This is a genomic window from Bifidobacterium ramosum (genome assembly GCF_009299505.1).
Classification (GTDB): Bacteria; Actinomycetota; Actinomycetes; order Actinomycetales; family Bifidobacteriaceae; genus Bifidobacterium; species Bifidobacterium ramosum.
The window spans coordinates 50,156-65,696 of record NZ_WBSM01000014.1; the positions used below are offsets into that span (position 1 = coordinate 50,156).

Below are 15,541 nucleotides of genomic sequence, written 5' to 3' on the forward strand. Positions count from 1 at the left end.
ACGGGCCGGAACCGTCACTGCGTGCGCGTCGGCATGTCGATTGCGCGCACTGAGTGACGGTTCCGACGGTATGTGCATCGGCTTATCGCGTGACGTCACATGATGTCACGCGACGTCACGCGGTGCCGCGGTCAGACGTGGCCGATGACGCGGGCCGGGTTGCCGGCGACGATCGCGCCGGCCGGCACGTCGTGCGTGACGATCGCGCCCGCGCCGACGATCGCGCCGTCGCCGACCGTCACGTGCTGCAGGATGATCGCCCCCGCGCCGATCCACACGCGTCTGCCGATCGTGATCGGCCGGCTCACGGTGGTCGCGCGATGCGCCGGGTCCTTGAGATGATTGATGGTGATAAGCTGCACGTTCGGCCCCAGGAACGAGTCGTCGCCGATGCTGATGCCGCCGCGGTCCATGAGCGTGCACCCCCAGTTGATGAACACGTTGCGTCCGAGCGTGATGTTGCGACCGAAATCCGTGTAGAACGGCGGGTTGAGCCGGAACGACGGGTCCACGCGGTGTCCGACGATCTTCTCGAAGAGCGCGTGCGTCTCCTCAGGTTCGTGGTATCCGGTGTTGAGTTCGATGCACAGTCGTTTCGTGGTGCGGATGATGGCGCCGATAACGGTGTCGTAGCCGGGCTCGTGCGGGTCGACCGGTTTGCCGCCGCGGTCGCGGGCGAGTAGATCCGCGGCGGGGGAAAGCGGTTCCTCCGATGTCGTCTTGGCGGTGTCGTTTGTCGATGTATTGGTCATGTCGCTGACGATGGCATTGGCTGTCATGGGATATTCCTTCCGATTGCTGTCATCATTGAACCGCCGCACACATCTATTGTCCAATAGCATGGCTACATGCTCTACTATGCTTGAACCGTATGGGTTATGTGCCGGCGTTTGCGATGGAACGGAGCTGATGTGGAACTGCGTGTACTGCGGTATTTTCTGGCGGTGGCCGAAGAGGGCAGCATCACCGGCGGCGCCGAACTGTTGCGCATATCCCAGCCCACGATGTCGCGTCAACTGCAGCAGCTCGAACGCGAGCTCGGCGTGACGTTGTTTGAACGGGGCCAGCGGTCCATCGCGTTGACTCCCGAGGGCATGCTGCTGCGCGACCGGGCGCGGGCGCTCATCGAACTCGCCGACAAGACCGTGAATGACGTGACGAACCGTTCGACCGAGGATCTGGACGGCGAGATCGCGATCTGCTGTGGCGAACTGCGCGGCGTCGACTGGCTGGCCGACCGTATGGTCGCGTTCCGTGCACGGCATCCGCGCGTGCGGTTCGCGTTGTTTTCCGCAACGGCCGATGTGATGCAGGAACGGCTGGAACAAGGGCTGTCCGACGTCGCCGTGATGGGTGGAGCGATCGACGCGGAACGGTTCGACTTCCTGCATCTGCCGCAGTCGGACCGTTGGGGTGTGATGATGCGCGACGACGACGCACTGGCCGATCGCAACGAGATCATGCCCGTCGATCTCGCGGGGCGGGATGTGCTGATGCAATACCGGCCGCAGATGCGCGGCATGCTGGACAACTGGCTCGGCGGCGTTCGCGACGAAATCACGGTCGCCGGCACCTACAACCTGCCGTTGAACGCGGCGACCGCGGTGCGGCACGGTCTTGGCATCGCTCTGTGCATCGACGTCGGCCAGATCGGCGACGGCCTGCAATTCGTGCCGTTGACACCGCGCCTCGACGTGCCGTCCGCCGTCGTGTGGCGACGCGGTCGCACGCTCAACTCTTCGGCCGCCGCGTTCGTCAAGTCGTTGCGCGATGCCGGCGCATCCGACCTGCTCGATCCGGCCGATTGACGGGGTTGGACGCCATCCGCCGATCTGATCCGTGCCATGCGCCGCGTCCGAACGTGGGTTTCCGCTGGTTGCACACGATCGGCCGGATCCTGGCGTGTGCAGCCAGCGGAAACCCACCGCCGCATCCGTGGGAAACACACGCTGAGGCGGTGTCCAGCGTGTGTTTCCCACGGATGCACATGGTCTGCAGGGGAGAGGCGCGCGCCGACCAGAAGGTTCAATTTAGACGGCGAAGCGCCAAAAATTGAACTTTTGGCGTTTCGTTACATGATGCGGTGCTATGGTTTGAACCAACGATTTTGAACTTTGAACTTTCTGGGATTGGGGGAGTGACGTGGAAAGTTTCTCCGCACGGTTGAAGACGGCGATGGACGCCCGCCATCTCAAACAGATCGACATCGTCCACGCAGCCGAACGAGCCGGGGTCAAACTCGGTAAAAGCCACATCAGCCAGTACGTCGGCGGCAAGACCATACCGCGCACGGAAACGCTGCGGTTCCTCGCCGATACGCTCGGCGTCGACGAGGAATGGCTGCTCGGCCACGACACACCGGAGACAAGCCATCCGCAACCGCCCGCGATCCTCGCCGAGACGGCGCAATCCGATCGCCCGCAATCACAACGCAACACCACATCAAACCATCCGACCATCCTCACGGAAGAAGGAATCCCCATGCGCCAGTTCCACAAATCCACCAAACTCGACAACGTCCTCTACGACGTGCGCGGCCCGGTCGTCGACGAGGCCGCCCGCATGGAGGAGGCCGGCATGCACGTGCTCAAGCTCAACATCGGCAACCCCGCGCCGTTCGGCTTCCGCACGCCCGACGAGGTCGTCTACGACATGGGCCGCCAGCTCACCGACACCGAAGGCTATTCGGCGTCCAAGGGCCTGTTCTCCGCCCGCAAGGCCATCATGCAGTACGCGCAGCTCAAGAACATCCCCAACGTCGGCATCGAGGACATCTATACCGGCAACGGCGTGAGCGAGCTCATCAACCTGTCCATGTCTGCGCTGCTCGACAACGGCGACGAAGTGCTCGTGCCGAGCCCCGACTACCCGCTGTGGACCGCCTGCGTGAACCTCGCCGGCGGCACCGCCGTCCACTACACGTGCGACGAGAAGTCCGAATGGTACCCGGACATCGACGACATGCGCGCGAAGATCACCGATCGTACGGTCGCGATCGTCCTGATCAACCCGAACAACCCGACCGGCGCGCTCTACCCGCCCGAAGTGCTCCAGCAGATCGTCGATCTCGCCCGCGAGCACCAGCTCATGATCTTCTCCGACGAGATCTACGACCGCCTCGTCATGGACGGCCTGAAGCACGTCTCCATCGCGTCGATGGCGCCCGACCTGTTCTGCGTCACGTTCTCCGGCCTGTCGAAGTCGCACATGATCGCCGGTTATCGCATCGGCTGGATGGTCCTGAGCGGCAACAAGCGCGTCGCCAAGGACTACATCGAAGGCCTGAACATGCTCACCAACATGCGCATCTGCTCGAACGTGCCCGCCCAGTCGATCGTGCAGACCGCGCTCGGCGGCCACCAGTCCGTCAACGACTACATCGTGCCCGGCGGCCGCATTCACGACCAGCGCGACTACATCTACGAGGCGCTCAACGCGATCGACGGCGTCACCGCGGTCAAGCCGAAGGCCGCGTTCTACATCTTCCCGAAACTCGACGTGAAGAAGTTCAACATCACCGACGACGAGCAGTTCGCGCTCGACCTGCTGCACGACAAGCGCATCCTCATCACGCGCGGCGGCGGCTTCAACTGGCAGGAGCCGGACCACTTCCGCATCGTCTACCTGCCGCGCATCGAAGTGCTCAAGGACGCGGTCGACAAGCTCGCCGACTTCCTGAGCTACTACCATCAGTGATCCCAATGATCCGTCCGCATGACGGACGACGGGTGCCGCCGCGCATGTCCGCGGCGACATCCGCATAAAATTGGGTATTGACATTTCGCCCGACTCGGTATATGGACACCGAAACGTGTTTGACATGCCCGAGCGGTACTCTGTCCAACGCATTACATAAAGAACCGTAGGTTGTCAAGACCTGCCGAAAAAGAACATATGAAGGTGGTTTCGGTGACTTTCCACGCCCCGCTCGATCTGAGCATTCATTCATCACAAGGTCTGTACGACCCCAGCGCCGAACACGACGCCTGCGGCGTGGGCATGGTCACCACGCTCAACAAGAAGCCGGAACGCAAGATCATCGACGACGCCATCGAGGTGCTCGTCAATCTCAACCACCGCGGTGCGGTCGGCGCCGAGGAGAACACCGGCGACGGCGCGGGCATCCTCATGAGCATGCCCGACGAGTTCATGCGCGCCACCGTCGGCGTCGATCTGCCCGAAGCGGGTCATTACGCGGCCGGCATCGCGTTCCTCGACCGCGACATCGCCACCTCCGGCCAGCAGGAGCGGGCCATCGCGAACATCGTGCGCGAGGAGGGCCTCGACGTGCTCGCATGGCGCGTCGTGCCGACCAACCCGGACGGCCTCGGTCTGCAGGCCCTCGCCTCCATGCCGAGCTTCAAGACGCTCGTCGTGGCCGACCCGGACGGCAAGCTCGCCGGCATCGACCTCGACCGCAAGACGTTCCGCATCCGCAAGCGCGTCGAACACGAGGTCGGCATCTACTTCGCGTCGCTGTCGGCCCGCACCATCACCTACAAGGGCATGCTCACCACGATGCAGCTCACCCCGTTCTTCCCCGACCTGAGCAACCCGCTCATGAAGGCGAAGATCGCGATCGTGCATTCGCGCTTCTCCACCAACACGTTCCCGAGCTGGCCGCTCGCCCAGCCGTTCCGCCTGCTCGCCCACAACGGCGAGATCAACACCATCCAGGGCAACCGCAACTGGCTGTCCGCGCGCGAAGGCCGCCTGAGCTCCGAACTGCTCGGCGAGTTCAAGCCGCTGCTGCCGATCACCACGCCCGGCTACTCGGATTCCGGCACGTTCGACGAATGCCTCGAACTGCTGCACCTCGCCGGCCGCTCCCTGCCGCACGCGATCTCGATGATGCTGCCGCCGGCGTGGGAGAACAACGACCAGCTCGACCCGGACGTCAAGGCGTTCTACGAATACAACAACACGCTGATCGAGCCGTGGGACGGCCCGGCCGACATCATCTTCACCGACGGCACGCAGGTCGGCGCGCTGCTCGACCGCAACGGCTTCCGCCCCGGCCGCTGGCAGCTCACCGACGACGGCTACCTCGTGCTCGCCTCCGAGGCGGGCGTGCTGCCCGAGATCGACGACGCGCACGTGGTCGAAAAGGGCCGTCTGGAGCCGGGCAAGATGTTCCTCGTCGACACGAACGAGGGCCGCATCATCCCCGACGAGGAGATCAAGAAGAACCTCGCCGCACAGCATCCGTACCGCCAGTGGGTCGAAGGCAACTCGGTCGAGATGAGCGACCTGCCGCAGCGCGAGCACGTGAGCCACTCCGGCCAGTCCGTGCAGCGCCGCCAGCGCGCGTTCGGCTACACCGAGGAGGACCTCAAGCTCCTGCTCGCCCCGATGGCCAACACCGGCAAGGAGCCGCTCGGCTCGATGGGCAACGACAACCCGCTGCCGGTGCTCTCCAAGCGCAGCCGCATGCTGTTCGACTACTTCCACCAGAAGTTCGCGCAGGTCACCAACCCGCCGCTGGACTGGGAACGCGAGGAGATCGTCACCTCGCTCGAATCCGCGATCGGCCCGGAGCCGAACCTGCTCGAGGATTCCGAACTGCACGCCAAGAAGATCCTGATCCCGTTGCCGGTCATCAACTCCGACGAGATGGCCCAGCTCAAGCGCCTCGACAAGGCCAAGGTGCTCGGCGGCTACTACCGTCCGTTCGTCGTCAAGGGCCTCTACCAGGTTGCCGGCGGCGGCAAGGCGCTCGAGGAACGTCTCGAGGAGATCTTCGCCGAAGTCGACGAGGCGATCGCGAACGGCTGCAACTTCATCGTGCTGTCCGACCGCGAATCGAACCACACGTGGGGCCCGATCCCGTCGCTGCTGCTCACCGCGGCCGTGCAGCACCACCTGCTGCGCCGCCACACCCGCACGCAGATCTCGATGGCCGTCGAGGCCGGCGACGTACGCGAGATCCACCATGTCGCCCTGCTCATCGCGTACGGCGCGGCCTGCGTGAACCCGTACCTCGCGTTCGAATCCGTCGAGAACCTCGCCCGCACCGACTACCTCAAGGTCGACGCACCCACCGCCGTGAAGAACCTCACCAAGGCGCTGTCCATCGGCGTGCTCAAGATCATGGCCAAGATGGGCGTCTCCACGATCATGAGCTACCGCGGCGCGCAGCTGTTCGAGGCCGTGGGCCTGAGCAAGGAGACCGTCGACAAGTACTTCACCGGCACCGTCTCCCAGGTCGGCGGCGTCGGCCTCGACGAGATCGCCGAGGAGGTCGCCATCCGCCACCGCGTCGCCTACCCGAACCAGTGGACGGCCACCCCGCACATGAACCTCGAGACCGGCGGCGAATACAAGTGGCGCCGCACCGGCGAGGACCACCTCAACGACCCCGAGGCGATCTTCCTGCTCCAGCAGTCCACCGCTCGCGGCGACTACCAGATGTTCAAGAAGTACTCGGCGCATATCAACGACACGTCGAACCGCATCATGACCCTGCGCGGCCTGATGAAGTTCAAGCACGACCGCAAGCCGATCGACATCTCCGAGGTCGAACCGGCCAGCGAGATCGTCAAGCGTTTCTCCACCGGCGCGATGAGTTACGGCTCCATCTCGCAGGAGGCGCACGAGACGCTCGCCATCGCCATGAACACGCTCGGTGCGCGCTCCAACTCCGGCGAGGGCGGCGAATCCGACGACCGCATCGAGGACCCGCTGCGCTACAGCCGCATCAAGCAGATCGCGTCCGCCCGCTTCGGCGTGACTTCCGACTACCTCGTGCACGCCACCGACCTGCAGATCAAGCTCGCGCAGGGTGCCAAGCCCGGCGAGGGCGGCCACCTGCCCGGCGCGAAGGTTCCGCCGTGGATCGCCAAGGTCCGTCACGCGACCCCGGGCGTTGAGCTCATTTCCCCGCCGCCGCACCACGACATCTACTCGATCGAGGATCTGAAGCAGCTCATCAACGACGCGAAGATGGCGAACCCGAAGGCGCGCATCCACGTCAAGCTCGTCTCCGAGTTCGGTGTCGGCACCATCGCCGCCGGCGTGGCCAAGTGCCATGCCGATGTGGTGCTGATCTCCGGCTACGACGGCGGCACCGGCGCGGCCCCGCTCAACGCGATCCGCCACGCGGGCACCCCGTGGGAGATCGGCCTGTCCGAAACCCAGCAGACGCTGATTTTGAACGGCCTGCGCTCCCGCATCGTCGTGCAGTGCGATGGCGAGCTGAAGACCGGCCGCGACGTGGTCATCGCCGCGCTGCTCGGCGCCGAGGAATTCGGCTTCGCGACCGCCGCGCTGATCGTCGAAGGCTGCGTCATGATGCGCGCCTGCCAGAAGAACACCTGCCCGCAGGGCATCGCCACCCAGGATCCGGAGCTTCGCGCCCGCTTCCGCGGCAAGCCCGAATCGGTCATCAACTTCTTCATGTACATCGCCGAGGAAGTGCGCGAGATCCTCGCCGAGCTCGGCTTCCGCACGATCGAGGAGGCCGTCGGTCACGTCGAATGCCTCGACCAGAACGAGGCCATCAAGCGCTGGAAGGCGGACGGCGTCGACCTGATCAACGTGCTCATGCAGCCCGGCCCGGTCCCCGGCACCATCCTGCACAACACCGAGCCGCAGAACCACGAGCTCGACAAGGCGCTCGACAACAAGCTCATCGAGCTGGCCCAGCCTGCGCTCGAGAACAGGGAACCGGTGACGATCGACCTGCCGATCCGCAACGTGAACCGTACGCTCGGCACGATGGTCGGCTACGAGATCACCCGTCGTTACGGTGCGGCCGGCCTGCCGGACAACACGATCGACATGACGTTCCACGGTGCCGGCGGCCAGTCCATCGGCGCGTTCATCCCGAGCGGCGAGACGATCCGCGTGATCGGCGAGGTCAACGACTACGCCGGCAAGGGCCTGTCGGGCGGCCGCCTGATCGTGCGTCCGAACGACGACGTGACCTTCGACCCGCACGAGAACGTCATCGCGGGTAACGTGACCGGCTTCGGCGCGACCTCCGGCCAGATGTTCGTCGCGGGACGCGCGGGCGAACGCTTCGCCGTGCGCAACTCCGGCGCGACGTTCGTCGTCGAGGGCGTGGGCGACCACGGCTGCGAGTACATGACCGGCGGCACCGTCGTCGTGCTCGGCTCCACCGGCCGCAACTTCGGTGCCGGCTTCTCGGGCGGCAACGCCTACGTGCTTGACCTCGACATGGATCAGGTCAACCCCGAAGGCCGCAGGAACGTCTCGCTGCTGTTCCAGCCGCTCGACGAGACGACCGCGCCGATCGTGCGCGACCTGGTCGAACAGCACGCCAAGGAGACCGGCTCCAAGTTCGCCAAGGAGCTGCTCGAGAACTGGGACGAGAACGTACTGCGCTTCACCCGCGTGGTGCCCGAACACTTCCTCGCCATGACCGCGGCCATGAAGCAGGCCGAAGAGGACAACATCGATTTCAATGCGCCCGGCGCCTGGGAACAGGTGTACGAGCACGTGATGGAAGGAGCGCGCTGACATGGGAGATCCTCGTGGATTCCTGAAGGTCCGTACCCGCCGAGAACTCGCCGAACGCCCGGTCGCCGAGCGCATCAAGGACTGGCTCGACGTGCACGCCGAATCCGGCCTGCAACCGTGGACCACCGAACAGGCGGCCCGCTGCATGGACTGCGGCACCCCGTTCTGCATGACCGGCTGCCCGCTCGGCAACATCATCCCCGAATTCAACGACCTCGTGCGCCAGGAGAAGTGGGAGGACGCGTACAACCGTCTGTCCACCACCAACAACTTCCCCGAGGTCACCGGCCGTATCTGCCCGGCCCTGTGCGAGCAGGCCTGCGTGCTCGGCATCCACCAGCCGCCGACGATGATCAAGAACGACGAGTGCACGATCATCGACCAGGCGTGGGATCTCGACTACGTCAAGCCCCTGCCGCCGCAGCGCCTGACCGACCAGACCGTCGCGGTCGTCGGCTCCGGCCCCGCAGGCCTCGCCTGCGCCCAGCAGCTGACGCGCGCCGGCCATACAGTCGTCGTGTACGAGCGCGACGACGCGATCGGCGGCCTGATGCGCTACGGTATCCCGAACTTCAAACTCGACAAGCGACTGCTCGACCGCCGCGTCAAGCAGATGGAGGCCGAAGGCACGCGCTTCCGCACCGGCGTGGAGATCGGCAAGGACATCACGTGGGACGATCTGCGCTCCCGCTACGATGCCGTCGTCGTCGCGATCGGCTCGCGCGTGCCTCGCGACATGAAACTGCCCGGCCGCGAACTCAAGGGCATCCACTTCGCGATGGACTTCCTGCCCGACGCGACCCGCCGCGTGTACGGCGTCAAGCCGGTCAACGACATCACCGCCAAGGACAAGCACGTCATCGTCATCGGCGGCGGCGACACCGGCTCCGACTGCCTCGGCACGTCCATCCGCCAGGGCGCGAAGGACGTGACCGTGCTGCAGATCATGCCGAAGGAGCCGAGCCAGCGCCCTGACAACCAGCCGTGGCCGACCTTCGCGCGCCTCTACCAGAAGACCTCTTCGATGGAGGAGGGCGGCACCTACATGTACAACACCGATTCGGTCAACTTCATCGGTTCCGAAGAGGAACAGGCCAAGGTGCACGTCGAGAACTCGACCGCGACCGAAGGCTTCATCGCCGACGAGAACGGCCACGTGACCGGTCTGCGCGTCGTCGACGTGGCGCCCGGCGAGAACGGTCCGTTCACCCGCCAGCCCGGCACCGAACGCGTGCTGCCCGCCGACCTCGTGCTCATCTCCGTCGGCTTCCTGCACCCGGACACCGCCTCGCTCATGGACCAGCTGCCGGTCGAGCTCGACAAGCGCGGCAACGTGGCGCGCAACGACAAGTTCGCCACCTCACAGGACGGCGTGTTCGTCGCCGGCGATGCGGGCCGCGGCCAGAGCCTCGTCGTGTGGGCCATCTCGGAGGGACGCTCCTGCGCCGCCGCCGTGGACGAGTACCTGACCGGCTCCACCGAGCTGCCCGCGCCGATCGTCGCCTCCCAGCGTCCGATGATGCTGCCGCGCTGACGATCGTGTGTGATCGGTTCTGCAGAGGCCGATGACATGTCAGCAAAGCCCTTCCGTTGTCGAAACGGAAGGGCTTTTTCACGTATCGGGCACCAGCGGATCCGCGTGGCGCATAGGGGTGACGGATATCCTAGAGATATAGGGAAGGCGGTGCGCGATGAGGCGACGTGGACTTACCGTGATCATTGGTTCGCTGTCCGTTCTGGCGGCAATGGCGGCGGGCGGCATGGTGTGGCGTGCGAGGACGACCGATGTGAATCATCATGTAGGTCAAACTGGGCCGTCATCCTCACAGCACGTGGCCGAACCCGATCATGATGATCTTGACAGAACCACCGTACCGCCGTTTGCGGATGTCCCGACGGAGAAGAACATCACGGAACTGATCGATCCGAGCGTGCTCGCCGGACTGAACATGGGCGTGGACGATTCGTATCCCGGTGACGCATGGTTCCGCGAGGCCGTCGGAGGGGAAACCGCTCATGCGCCGGACGAGACCGTTCAGCCGTCGGAATCGGATGACCCTGCGACGACGGATACGGCACGCGTTCGTCTTGACGTGCCGCAAAGCGTGCAGGAAACCGGGTATTGGTGCGTGCCGGCCTCCGTGCAGATGGTGTTGCGGTATCAGGGAATCGACGTCGATCAATCCGTGCTCGCCGCCGACATGAACGCCAAGCCGCAGACCGGCACCGAATACGTCGATCTGGCGCGCGTCGTCAACAAGTATCTGTTCGGGACCGAACACGCGAACCCGAGCGGTGCCGGCTATCATGTGCAGACCATCGCGATAGGAGATACGAATCCTGCCGTGGCGCGCACGTTCGCGAAACGTGCGAAAACGGACCTCGACGGCGGATATCCGGTATTCGCAGCCATCGACCTGCACGCGCTTTATCCGTGGTTCGGCCACGCCAACCATATGATCGTCATCACCGGATACGATGCCGATGCCAACGGCACCGTCACGCACTGGGTGTACCGCGACCCGTCGTATTTGATGCAGAGCGAAAGCCACGCAGGTCTGAAGATCGTCACCGCGGATGCGATGATCAACGCGATCGTATTCAATGAGGAACCGGCCTATATTTGGTGAACGTGGATGAAGTGACGACGTCAAAGCGTATGGCCGCGCGCATACTGTGGTGGGTCGGCTTGGTCTGCCAACTGCCGACCGCGTGGTGCTGGATCGACGACCGCACTGTCTCGAACGTATTCTCCGGGCTGCCGTTGTCATGTGATCTCACCCAGCCCAACTGCGACACCATGACCGGCATATGGCGGCTGTTGTTGCTCGCCGTCACTGGATACGAGGTTTGGATCGCTGCCGCTGTGCTGCGTATGCTCGCAACGAGCGCACAGGACACGCAAGGAGGGAATAGTACGCCGCTGCCGTTGCGCATCGCCGTCGTCATCGTCACCATCGGTATGATCGGCATCACGCTGCCGGTCGTCGGCGTCATGCTGCTCACCGTCATGCTCGATCTGGGATGGTGACGACGCCGGACGTGCCGATGAGCGATGCGCGGCGTACGGCGGGGGAGCGCGCTACACTGGCACACAGTGTTATCCGTCTCGCAGTAGAGGAGTAGTGGAATGCCGAATCGTGCAGAACGTCGCAAGGCCGCGAAGGACCAGCGCAGGGGAGTGCCGCAGCAGTACGATCAGACGCGTGGCCGCGGCCGTGCGCACATGCTTGACGAGTATGCGCTGCAGGAACGTTCTCGTCGCATTCAGGAAGGCACGCTCGACGACGGCCCGTGGAAGCCGACCGCGCACACGGAGGCCGACGAGATCGACGCGACGCTGGCGACCAACCCGAACTACCGCGATCCGCAGGCGTTCAAGGCGCCGCATTCCGTGCACCAGTGGTTCCGCGTGGCCAGCTGGACGCTGATCGTGCTCGCCGCGATCGCGTTCCTGGTGATCATGTGGCTGCCGAGCCATCCGATCTGGCTGGTCGCCACGGTGGCCGGCGTGTTCGTCGTCGGCGTCGTCAGCCTGTTCTTCACGGCCGGCAACTACAAGCACAATCCGAACCTCGACGAAAACGGCACCGCCGTCTGACGCCGGGCGCTCTCTCCCCTCAACGGACATGCAGCCGATTTCGCCCATGGAATCGGCTGTATGTCCGTTTGTGTCTGCTGGGAAGGGGCGCTTGTTCGTTTGTGACTGCGCAATGCCTCCTTCCCCTCAACGGACATACAGCCGATATTGCCCATGGAATCGGCTGTATGTCCGTTTGTTGTTTCGTTGATCGTCGGTCGATGCCGTCGGCCGATACGTGATGAATGATGCAACACGAACGCGTTGGCTGTGCGTTTTTCGCCGTCGTATGGCTTACAGTTGACTTGGTGGCAATAACACTGTCTACACAGATTGGAGAGGTGTACCAATGAAGGTCGATATTCTCACCCGCGAATACCCGCCGCATGTCTACGGTGGTGCCGGCGTGCACGCCGAGGAGCTGTCGAAGGCTCTGGCTGAACGCATCGACGTGACCGTGCGCGCGTTCGATGGCCCGCGCACCGAAGCCGACGTCCCCGCGATCCCGAACGCGGCCGAAGCCAAGGGCAGCCTCAAGGTCGTCGGATACAACACGCCCGCCGAACTGGCCGACGCGAACCCGGCGCTCAAGACCTTCGGCGTCGACCTGCAGATCGCCAACGACGTGGACGCCGACATCATCCACGCACACACGTGGTACGCCTGCCTCGCCGGCTATCTGGCGAAGATGCTGCACGGCACGCCGCTGGTCATCACCGCGCATAGCCTCGAACCGTTCCGCCCGTGGAAACGCGAGCAGCTCGGCGGCGGCTACAACCTGAGCTCGTGGGCCGAAAAGGACGCCTACGAGCACGCCGACCGCGTAATCGCCGTCTCCAAGGGCATGCGCAACGACATCCTCACTGCCTACCCGAACCTCGACCCGGACAAAGTCGTCGTCGTGTACAACGGCATCACCATGTCCGAATTCGCCACGCCGGCCGACGACGATCCGGGCTGGGGTGTCTTCGACCGCTACCACATCGACCGCAGCAAGCCGACCCTCCTGTTCGTCGGCCGCATCACCCGCCAGAAGGGCCTGCCGTACCTGCTTAAGGCTTTGCACTTCGTCGACCCGGGCACCCAGATCGTGCTGTGCGCCGGCGCGCCCGACACCCCGGAGATCATGGAGGAGGTCAAGAACGCCTTCGCCGAACTCGACAAGGAGCGCGGCAACATCATCTGGATCGAGGAAATGCTCCCGAAGAACGAACTGAGCGCCCTTGAACACGGCTGCGACGCGTTCATCTGCCCGAGCATCTATGAGCCGCTCGGCATCGTGAACCTCGAGGCGATGGCCTGCGGCCTGCCGGTCGTCGCCTCCGCCACCGGCGGCATTCCTGAGGTCGTCGTGGACGGCGAGACCGGCTACCTCGTGCCGATCGAACAGCTGCACGACGGCACCGGCACCCCGACCAACCCGGACAAGTTCGTGCACGATATGGCCGACGCGATCAACAGGATCATGGCCGACCCCGAACTGCGCAAGAAGATGGGCCAGGCCGGCTACGAGCGCGCCCGCGACGTGTTCAGCTGGGAGTCGATCGCCGACGAGACCGTCAAGGTCTACCAGTCCGTGCTCGACGAGCAGAAGTAGCAGGCAGCAGCAAAGCAGTAGCGTATTGTCGGGTCTGCTCTCCTCATCGGGAGCAGACCCACTGTGTATGTATCAGCAAAAGGAACCACCATGCCCACCGAAGTCCTCAAACTCGAGAACGTCGAATTCCGCCGCAACCGCCGCGTCATCATCACCGATGTGAACCTCACGATCAACGCCGGCGAACGCTGGGTGCTGTTCGGTCCGAACGGCATCGGCAAATCGACCGCGGTGGGCATGCTCGCCACGCGCACCTTCCCGTCCGAAGGCCGCGTGTTCATCCTCGGTCACCAGCTCGGCAAATACGACGTGTTCAAACTGCGCACGCGCATCGGCCTCGCCTCCGCCGACCTCGGCCGGCAATTCCCGGACTTCGAGGATCCGCTCGACGCGGTCGTCACCGGACTGTCCGCCGTGACCGGCCGCTGGCAGGACACGTACACGGACGAGGAATACGCCCGCGCGCGCCAGCTGTTGCGCGACTTCCGCGTCTCCTACCTCGAAGGCAAGCAGATGTGGCGACTGTCGGAAGGCGAACGCACGCGCGTGCTCATCGCCCGCGCACTCATGGGCAACCCCGAACTGCTTATCATGGACGAACCCACCACTGGCCTTGACTTAGGCGGACGCGAACAGGTCATGCGCACGTTGAGCCGCATCGGCCAGGAGGATTCCAACCGGGCCGTTGTGCTCGTGACGCACCGGCTCGAGGAGATCCCCGCCGGGTTCGACCACATCGCCATCATGGGGCGCAAGCCGATCCCGGTCGAGGACGCCACCGACGAAGGCGTCGACGTCATGGGCAATCCCGGCGCCGGCACCATCGTCTACTCCGGTCCGCTCGAAGACGGCCTGACGAACGAACGCCTGTCCGACCTGTTCGGCATGCCCATCGAAGTCCAGCACACCCGCGGCCGCTGGTCCGCCTACGCGGTGTGACCGAGCGGGAACGGACCGGCGGCCGGACGGCGCGAGGTTGCGCGCCGTCCGGTGCTGAGAGTCGGTGGCATTGAACCGGCCGGCACCGTGTCAGTACACGGAATACCCGCCATCGACCTGCAGATTGGTGCCGGTGACGTACGACGAGGCGTCGCTGGCGAGGAACAGCACGGCCGTGGCGATCTCCTCGTTGGTGCCGAACCGTCGCATCGGTACCGGCGCGGTCATCATGTCGTGCGCCTCGGGCACGATACGTCCCTCGAAGATGCCGGACCACACGTAACCGGGCGAGATCGCGTTCGAACGGATGCCATACGGCGCCAACGCTGCCGCCAGATAGCGCGCGTACTCGTAGATGCCGGCCTTGGACGCGCCGTACGCGGCAACCGGGGACGGACCGCCGGCGATGAAGTTCGCATTGTGCGCCGACAGCGACGAGGTGAACACCAGCGACCCGCCATGGCCGTGCTCGCGCATGATGTGCTGCGCGATCTGCGCCGTCAGATACGCGCCCGTCAGATTGATGTCGATCGTCTTCCGCCACACCTCGTACGGTTCGTCCGCGTCGTCGCCGGGCACGTTCACCCCGGCGTTGATGAATGCGACGTCCACGGTGCCGAGCGTGTCGACGAGCGACGTCTTCAACGCGTCGACCTGCTCCCTGTCGGACACGTCGCAATACAACGGCACGACGGTCACGCCGTATCGCGCGGACAGTTCGGCTGCGAGCGGCTCGAGCGTCTCCTTGGTGCGCGGCAGGTCGACGATCGCCACGTCGGCGCCGGCCTCGGCCCATGCGGCGGCCACGTTGCGTCCCAAGCCGCCGGCGCCGCCGGTGACGAATCCCTTCTTACCCTGCAGCGAGAACCGATCCATGATGCGATGGGATGGTTCCTTCCACTGATCGAGCGGATACTGGTCGAAAATCGTGGCGTCAGCCATGG

The 15,541-nt window shown here is 64.6% G+C and carries 11 protein-coding genes; 9 read left to right on the forward strand and 2 right to left on the reverse strand.

Features of this window, described 5'->3' with window-relative positions:
- Positions 1–131 precede the first annotated feature (131 nt).
- Positions 132–779, reverse strand: a complete 648-nt coding sequence (locus DSM100688_RS10815; protein WP_204316744.1) for a sugar O-acetyltransferase — start codon at positions 777–779, stop codon at positions 132–134.
- Between the two features lie 132 nt (positions 780–911).
- On the opposite strand from DSM100688_RS10815, the gene DSM100688_RS10820 reads away from it, so the two are divergent.
- The 9 genes from DSM100688_RS10820 to DSM100688_RS10860 all read left to right on the forward strand — a co-directional run bounded on the left by DSM100688_RS10820 (position 912) and on the right by DSM100688_RS10860 (position 14,597).
- Positions 912–1,808: a LysR family transcriptional regulator gene (locus DSM100688_RS10820; protein ID WP_163146967.1), complete on the forward strand. Its 897-nt coding sequence runs from the start codon at positions 912–914 to the stop codon at positions 1,806–1,808.
- 367 nt (positions 1,809–2,175) lie between these two features.
- Positions 2,176–3,696, forward strand: coding sequence for an aminotransferase class I/II-fold pyridoxal phosphate-dependent enzyme (locus DSM100688_RS10825; RefSeq protein ID WP_163146986.1), 1,521 nt, complete (start codon positions 2,176–2,178; stop codon positions 3,694–3,696).
- Positions 3,697–3,909: 213 nt separating this feature from the next.
- The gene (gene gltB / locus DSM100688_RS10830) at positions 3,910–8,481 is read left to right on the forward strand and encodes a glutamate synthase large subunit (protein WP_152359104.1); all 4,572 of its coding nucleotides are present in this window, start codon (positions 3,910–3,912) and stop codon (positions 8,479–8,481) included.
- Between the two features lies 1 nt (position 8,482).
- Positions 8,483–10,015 (forward strand): glutamate synthase subunit beta, encoded by a 1,533-nt coding sequence (locus DSM100688_RS10835; RefSeq protein ID WP_152359105.1) that lies wholly within the window; start codon positions 8,483–8,485, stop codon positions 10,013–10,015.
- A 298-nt stretch (positions 10,016–10,313) separates the two neighbouring features.
- The gene (locus DSM100688_RS10840) at positions 10,314–11,111 is read left to right on the forward strand and encodes a C39 family peptidase (protein WP_163146984.1); all 798 of its coding nucleotides are present in this window, start codon (positions 10,314–10,316) and stop codon (positions 11,109–11,111) included.
- An 11-nt stretch (positions 11,112–11,122) separates the two neighbouring features.
- On the forward strand, positions 11,123–11,512 hold the full coding sequence (locus DSM100688_RS10845; protein ID WP_152359107.1) for a hypothetical protein: 390 nt from the start codon (positions 11,123–11,125) through the stop codon (positions 11,510–11,512).
- A gap of 99 nt (positions 11,513–11,611) precedes the next feature.
- The gene (locus DSM100688_RS10850; protein ID WP_152359108.1) at positions 11,612–12,082 is read left to right on the forward strand and encodes a photosystem II reaction center protein J; all 471 of its coding nucleotides are present in this window, start codon (positions 11,612–11,614) and stop codon (positions 12,080–12,082) included.
- Positions 12,083–12,410: 328 nt separating this feature from the next.
- Positions 12,411–13,658, forward strand: a complete 1,248-nt coding sequence (glgA, locus tag DSM100688_RS10855; protein WP_152359109.1) for a glycogen synthase — start codon at positions 12,411–12,413, stop codon at positions 13,656–13,658.
- Positions 13,659–13,748: 90 nt separating this feature from the next.
- Positions 13,749–14,597, forward strand: coding sequence for an ABC transporter ATP-binding protein (locus DSM100688_RS10860; RefSeq protein WP_152359110.1), 849 nt, complete (start codon positions 13,749–13,751; stop codon positions 14,595–14,597).
- A gap of 90 nt (positions 14,598–14,687) precedes the next feature.
- Here the strand turns inward: DSM100688_RS10860 and DSM100688_RS10865 are convergent, their stop codons facing one another.
- Positions 14,688–15,539, reverse strand: a complete 852-nt coding sequence (locus DSM100688_RS10865; RefSeq protein ID WP_239519474.1) for an SDR family NAD(P)-dependent oxidoreductase — start codon at positions 15,537–15,539, stop codon at positions 14,688–14,690.
- Positions 15,540–15,541 lie beyond the last annotated feature (2 nt).

Coding starts and splice junctions, on each gene's coding strand:
- DSM100688_RS10815 (WP_204316744.1), bottom strand. CDS start 779: ATGACAGCCAATGCCATCGTCAGCGACATGACCAATACATCGACAAAC.
- DSM100688_RS10825 (WP_163146986.1), top strand. CDS start 2,176: ATGGACGCCCGCCATCTCAAACAGATCGACATCGTCCACGCAGCCGAA.
- DSM100688_RS10835 (WP_152359105.1), top strand. CDS start 8,483: ATGGGAGATCCTCGTGGATTCCTGAAGGTCCGTACCCGCCGAGAACTC.
- DSM100688_RS10850 (WP_152359108.1), top strand. CDS start 11,612: ATGCCGAATCGTGCAGAACGTCGCAAGGCCGCGAAGGACCAGCGCAGG.
- glgA (WP_152359109.1), top strand. CDS start 12,411: ATGAAGGTCGATATTCTCACCCGCGAATACCCGCCGCATGTCTACGGT.
- DSM100688_RS10860 (WP_152359110.1), top strand. CDS start 13,749: ATGCCCACCGAAGTCCTCAAACTCGAGAACGTCGAATTCCGCCGCAAC.
- DSM100688_RS10865 (WP_239519474.1), bottom strand. CDS start 15,539: ATGGCTGACGCCACGATTTTCGACCAGTATCCGCTCGATCAGTGGAAG.